Annotated in this window: 5 protein-coding genes and 1 riboswitch; of the genes, 2 read left to right on the top strand and 3 right to left on the bottom strand. The window is 74.3% G+C overall.

Annotated elements, in window-relative coordinates; translation table 11 throughout:
* Positions 1-196: 196 nt before the first annotated feature.
* The 3 genes from WMI84_RS16345 to WMI84_RS16335 all read right to left on the bottom strand — a co-directional run bounded on the left by WMI84_RS16345 (position 197) and on the right by WMI84_RS16335 (position 3,452).
* On the bottom strand, positions 197-841 hold the full coding sequence (locus tag WMI84_RS16345; RefSeq protein WP_347354837.1) for a transglycosylase family protein: 645 nt from the start codon (positions 839-841) through the stop codon (positions 197-199).
* Between the two features lie 2 nt (positions 842-843).
* Positions 844-980: riboswitch (cyclic di-AMP (ydaO/yuaA leader) on the bottom strand.
* Between the two features lie 267 nt (positions 981-1,247).
* Positions 1,248-2,990 (bottom strand): serine/threonine-protein kinase, encoded by a 1,743-nt coding sequence (locus WMI84_RS16340; protein WP_347354836.1) that lies wholly within the window; start codon positions 2,988-2,990, stop codon positions 1,248-1,250.
* Between the two features lie 30 nt (positions 2,991-3,020).
* Entirely contained in the window at positions 3,021-3,452 is a 432-nt protein-coding gene (locus WMI84_RS16335) for a CBS domain-containing protein (protein ID WP_347354835.1), read from the bottom strand.
* Positions 3,453-3,534: 82 nt separating this feature from the next.
* On the opposite strand from WMI84_RS16335, the gene WMI84_RS16330 reads away from it, so the two are divergent.
* Together WMI84_RS16330 and otsB are read left to right on the top strand one after the other, a co-directional pair.
* Positions 3,535-5,001, top strand: coding sequence for a trehalose-6-phosphate synthase (locus WMI84_RS16330; RefSeq protein ID WP_347354834.1), 1,467 nt, complete (start codon positions 3,535-3,537; stop codon positions 4,999-5,001).
* On the top strand, positions 4,998-5,804 hold the full coding sequence (gene otsB / locus WMI84_RS16325; RefSeq protein WP_347354833.1) for a trehalose-phosphatase: 807 nt from the start codon (positions 4,998-5,000) through the stop codon (positions 5,802-5,804). Before WMI84_RS16330 ends, otsB begins: the two co-directional genes overlap by 4 nt.
* The last annotated feature ends 169 nt before the right edge of the window (positions 5,805-5,973 follow it).

Genomic DNA, 5,973 nt, shown 5'->3' with positions numbered 1-5,973 from the left:
GCTGGCGAGGGGACTCGAACCCCTAACCACCTGTTTACAAGACAGGTGCGCTACCGATTGCGCCACGCCAGCGGATCGGCCCGCCACCACGGACGGGACGCCGAGAAGCGTAGCCGAGTGGGCGGCATACCGGGGAAGCCGGCCCCACGAGGAGAGGGGAGCCTCACGGGGCCGGCAGGCTTGCGACCTCAGCCGGTCACGGCAGGCGGACGACCTGGCCGACGTAGATGAGGTTCGGGTTCTGGATCGAGCCGCGGTTGGCGTTGTAGATCGCACGCCAGCCACCGTTGACGCCATGCCGCGCCGCGAGCTTCGAGAGGCTGTCGCCCCGCTTCACGGTCACCCGCTTGCCCTTGCCGGTGTTGACCTTCGGTGCGGCGTAGGCGCGGTTGGCCTTCTTCGGCGCGATGGCCTTGCGGGCCGTCGACCGCGAGGCAGCGGCCGAGGAGGACGCGCCGCCGTTGGCGCGGGTCAGGCCGGCGCGGCGCGAGCAGACCGGCCAGGCGCCGGGGCCCTGCGCGGCCAGGGTGCGGCGCGCGATCGCGATCTGCTGGGCCTTGCTGGCGAGGTCGGCCCGCGGCGCGTAGGAGGCGCCGCCGAAGCCGCGCCACGTGCTGTTCGAGAACTGCAGGCCACCGTAGTAGCCGTTGCCGGTGTTGATGTGCCAGTTGCCGCCGGACTCGCAGGCCGCGACGCGGTCCCAGACCGAGGAGGCGCTGGCCGAGCCGGACATCGCGATGCCGCCCAGGATGGTGGCCGCCCCGGCGATGCCGACGCCGGCGGCGCGCTGCTTGAGCGAGAGCTTCTTCGGGGCAGCATGCTTCGACTGGTGGTACTGCATGGTGATCCTTCCTGACGGCGCCTGCGGAGTTAGCTGTCGGGTTGGGGCGTCAGGTGCCCCGTCGCTCGCGCGACCTCACCCCAGGCCCGTGCGGGCCAGTGGGTCCCCCGTCCTCGCCCGGGCCCGGCAGGAGCCGGGCGACGTCCCTGGCTGGCGAGGCTCGGCGCGCTCAGGGACCGGTGTGTGGGTGCCATTTGCAGTTGTGCGCCCTGCGCCGAAGAGGTCCGGGCAGGACGGAGCGGCACGGTCCGAAGGCCCGGGGAGGGGACCTCGGTGGCCTCCGAACGGATGCCGCTGCGCTACGAAGGTACGGGACGCGAGCCCCGCGGCACAACCGTCGGCGAGACTTTTTCGTGACCTTTTCTTGGCCGATCCTTTATCAACGCGCCTCGCGGCAAGACCCGGGTCAGCCGCCGAAGGGGTTGCCACTCCAGGGCCGCCAGTCGAGGCTCACGCCCCGCGAGAGCGCCACGGCCGCGAGGATCAACCCCGCTGCCACGCAGGCGAACCCGACGACCTGGGTCGGCAGGCCACGCGGGACGACCCGGCGCACGACCGACCGCGAGCCGCGCCGCAGCGAGGTGCCGCCCGGGCCCCACCACAGCATGAGCAGGCCCGCCGCGCCCCCCGCCAGCAGCGTGACCGGCGACCCGGGGGCCAGCTCGCCGCCGCGCACCGCCGCCGCCACCAGCGACGAGGCGAAGATGGCCGCGACGGTCACCCCGGCGGGCAGCACCAGGCTCAGCACGGTCGCCAGCGCCCCGCCGACCAGGTGGTACGGGCTGGCCGCCAGCGCCCACGGCACGTCGCTGCGCCGGCGGCCGCGGTCGTAGCGGCGCCGGACCAGTCCGGTCATCGACCTGTCGACGGCACGTCCCAGGACCGACCAGCCGGCCAGGACGAACAGCGCGATGCCCGGCATCGCCGCCGCCAGCCCGAGCCAGGCCGCCGCGAGCGCGAGCAGCGAGCCGGTGCGGCGCGCCAGCCCGACCCGGGGGTCGGGCCCCGGGGCCACCTGCTGCTCGTCCCACCCGTCCTCGTCGTGGTCGCCTTGCGCCGGTTCGCGGTATGCCGCCCAGCCGGCGTCCGGGGTCACCGGGACCCCGGTGGGCGGTGGCCAGGGCGAGCCGGCGCCGGCCCCGACGTCCGGCGCCTCCGGCACGGCCGGCAGGACCGCCGTCCCCCGTGGCGTCAGCACCCGGGTCGAGCCAGGTGGCCCGTGCTGGGCGGGGTCGTCCCAGACCTGCCCGGACGGCTCCGGGACCGTCGCGGCATGTCCGTTCGCGAACTGTTCCAGCGCTCCCAGGACGTCGTCGGCGTGCGGCCGGGCACCGGGGTCGGGCGCGAGTGCGGCGCGCAGGAGCGGCACCAGCCGCGGGTCGACCCCGGTCAGGTCGACCTCACCGGCCCGGACCCGGCTGAGGACCGCCGCCATCCGTCCCCGCCCGAACGGCGGGCGACCGGAGGCGGCATACGTGATCGTCGCGGCCCAGCCCCACCAGTCGGTCGCGTCGGTAATCTCGGCGCCCTCGACGAGCTCGGGCGAGAGGTAGCCGGGGGTGCCCATGACCAGCCCGCCCACGGTGTGCCTGACGTCGTCCTGCAGGTGGGCGATCCCGAAGTCGATCAGCACCGGCTCGCCCTCCTCGAGCAGGACGTTGCCGGGCTTGATGTCGCGGTGCACGACGCCGCAGGCGTGGATCGCACGGATCCCCTCGGCGATGCCCCGGGCCAGCCGTAGCAGCGCCGCCGGCTCGAACGGGCCGCGCTCGGCGACCACCTCCTCGAGCGAGGGGCCGGCGACGTACCGCGTGACGATGTAGGGGCGCGGGCCCATCACATCGGCGTCGAGGACCCCTGCGACCCGGTCGTCGCGGATCAGCGACAGGGTTTCGACCTCACGGCCGAGCCGGGCGCGGGCGTCCGGGTCGTCAGCGACATGGGTGCGCAGCACCTTGATGGCCACCGCCCGGCCGCGCGGGTCCAGGGCAAGGTGCACCACGCCCATCCCGCCCTCGCCGATCTGCTCGACGAGCCGGTAGCTCCCCAGCCGTTGCGGCCGCCTCGGCTCGCCGGACCCGGCACCGGAGGACCCGGCACCGGAGGGCACGACCGTGGTGACCTGCTCGGTCCGGTCGTCGGTCGTCATGCCACCTAGGTTAAGCGGCCCGGCCGACTGCTACTGGGAGATGTAGTCCCGCAGCTGGTCGCGCTCCGACTGCAGCTCGTTCAGGCGGCTCTTGACGATGTCGCCGATGCTGACGATCGCGGTCAGCGCCCCGCTCTCGTCGACGATCGGCACGTGCCGGACGCGCTCGTTGGTCATCGTGGCGGCCAGCGTGGCGATCTCGTCGTCGGCCGTGCCGGTGGTGACCTCGCTGGTCATGATCTGCGAGACCGGGCCGAGCAGGATCGCGGTGCCGTCGGTGTGCAGGCTGCGCACCACGTCGCGTTCCGAGACGATGCCGTCGACCGACTTGCCGTCGGTGCTGACGACGCACGCCCCGATGCGGTTCTCGTGGAACAGCGCGAGCAGCCCGGAGACCGTCTCGTCGGGTGTGATGGTGACGACCCCGAAGCCCTTCGACCGGAGCACATCAGAAATCTTCACGTCGACCTCCTCGCGACCGTGAGTTGCTCTTGGCTCGACAGTAGAGCGGCGCGCGGCCCGACGCCAGTTCTGCACGGTTACAGTGGAGCCACGACCCCCAGGAGCTGATTCGGTGCCGTCCATCCCGAAGCCGAAGACCTACGACCTCGTGATCGCGGCCAACCGGCTCCCCGTGGACCGGGTCGTCACCGAGTCCGGCGCGACGGAGTGGCGCCGCAGCCCCGGCGGGCTCGTCACGGCGATGGACTCGGTGATGCACACCCAGCCCGGCGCCTGGGTCGGCTGGGCGGGCGAGCCCGGCAGCCCGCCGGACCGCTTCGACGAGGACGGCGTGCACCTCGTGCCGGTCGGGCTGAGCGCCGAGGAGGTCCACCGCTACTACGAGGGCTTCTCCAACGGCACGCTCTGGCCGATCTACCACGACGTCATCGTGGCGGCCTCGTTCCACCGGGAGTGGTGGGCGGCCTACCAGCACGTCAACCAGCGCTTCGCCGCGGCAGTGGCCGAGGTCGCCGCGCCCGGCGCCCGGGTCTGGATCCAGGACTACCAGCTGCAGCTGGTCCCGGCGTACGTGCGCACGCTGCGTCCCGACGTGCGCATCGGGTGGTTCAACCACATCCCGTTCCCGCCGGTCGAGCTGTTCGCCCAGCTGCCGTGGCGCGGGCCGCTGCTCGAGGGCCTGCTCGGCGCGGACTTCCTCGGCTTCCAGCGCCAGGCCGACGCCCGCAACTTCGTGCGCGCCTGCCGGCAGCTGATCCACGCCGAGACGAGGGCCGGGTCGGTGACCGTCACCGACGGCTCGGGCCGGCGCGTGCGTGCTGCCGCGATCCCGATCTCAGTCGACTTCAAGGGCCTGGAGGCACTGGCCCGCGAGCCCTCCGTGACCGCCCGGATGCAGGAGATCCGCCGGTCGCTGGGCGACCCGAAGCTCCTCATGCTCGGGGTCGACCGGCTCGACTACACGAAGGGGATCCGGCATCGGCTGAAGGCCTACCAGGAGCTGCTGGCCGAGGGCCGGCTCGGACCGCCCGAGGTCACGCTCGTGCAGGTGGCCACCCCGAGCCGCGAGCGGGTCGCGGCCTACCAGCACCTGCGCGCCGACGTCGAGCAGACCGTCGGGCGGATCAACGGGGACCTCGGGGTGATGGGCTATCCCGCCGTCCACTACCTGCACCACTCCTACCCCCGCGAGGAGATGGCGGCGCTGTTCCGGGCCGCCGACGTCATGCTCGTCACGCCGCTGCGCGACGGGATGAACCTCGTCGCCAAGGAGTACGTCACCTGCCGCTTCGACCTGGGCGGCGCGTTGGTGCTCAGTGAGTTCACCGGGGCCTGGCACGAGCTGCACCAGGCCTTCTCCTGCAACCCGCACGACATCGAGGGGCTCAAGCAGACGATCATGCGGGCCATCGACACCCCGGCGCCGGAGAAGCGGCGGATCATGCGGGCCCTGCGCCGCCGGGTCGCCGAGCACGACGTGCAGCGCTGGGCGGCGCGTTTCCTGGCCGCTCTCGACGCGGCACCGGACCGTCCGGAGCACGGGCCGTGACCGCGGGCCGCACCGGCGCGGACGCGCTGGCCGACGCGCTGGGTCCCGCCGCCGCCGCCGACCCCCTCCTGCTCGCCACGGACTTCGACGGGGTCCTGGCGTCGCTGCAGCGCGACCCCGCCGCGGTCCGGCCGACCGCCGGGGTCGTGCCGACCCTGCGCGGCCTGGCGATGCAGCCCGGGGTGCGCGTGGCGGTGGTCTCCGGCCGCGACCTGGCGACCCTGCGCCGACTGTCCGGCCTGACCCCCGACGCGGGCATCACGCTGATCGCCAGCCACGGGGCCGAGTCGTCCGACCCCGCCGTCCGGGCGGCGATGAGCGCGGTCTCGGTCTCCGCCGAGGACGTGGCTCGCCTCGACGCGCTGGAGCACCGGGTGCGCGCCCGGCTGGCGGCCCGGCACCCGCTGGCCCGCGTCGAGCGCAAGGCGGCGGGGGTGGTGGTGCACACCCGCGGCCTGCCGGACCCGATCGCCCGCGTGGCGCTGGCCGAGGCGCGCGCGCTCGGCGAGCCCGAGCCCGGCGTCCGCGTGCTGGCCGGCAAGTCCGTCGTCGAGCTGTCGGTCTCGGCGGCCGACAAGGGCAGCGCCCTGCTGGCGCTGGCCGCCGCGGTGCACCCGGTCGCCCGGGTCTACCTCGGCGACGACGTGACCGACGAGGACGTCTTCGTCCGGTTCGGGCAACCGAGCGACATCACGGTCAAGGTCGGGCCGGGCCCGAGCGCGGCCCGGTTCCGGCTCGCCGACACCACCGCGGTCGCGGCCCTGCTGGCCGACCTGCTCGCCGAACGCACCCGGCGCGGCTGAGCCGAGGACCCCTCCGGTCCGCCAGCGCTGGTGTCCGGGCCGACCCGGGCGTCCGCCCCGGCCCGGGCCGTCCGCCCCGGCCCGGGTGTCCTCGCCCCGGCCCGGGTGTCCTCGCCGGCGGGGGTCAGCGGCGGCGCACCGCGGCCGTCGAGCCGCGGACCACCAGCTC

Origin of the sequence: Intrasporangium sp. (assembly GCF_039812505.1) — a bacterium.
In the GTDB taxonomy this organism is placed as follows: domain Bacteria; phylum Actinomycetota; class Actinomycetes; order Actinomycetales; family Dermatophilaceae; genus Intrasporangium_A.
This window is presented reverse-complemented; position numbering and strand designations above follow the sequence as displayed.

Coding starts and splice junctions, on each gene's coding strand:
- WMI84_RS16345 (WP_347354837.1), bottom strand. CDS start 841: ATGCAGTACCACCAGTCGAAGCATGCTGCCCCGAAGAAGCTCTCGCTC.
- WMI84_RS16340 (WP_347354836.1), bottom strand. CDS start 2,990: ATGACGACCGACGACCGGACCGAGCAGGTCACCACGGTCGTGCCCTCC.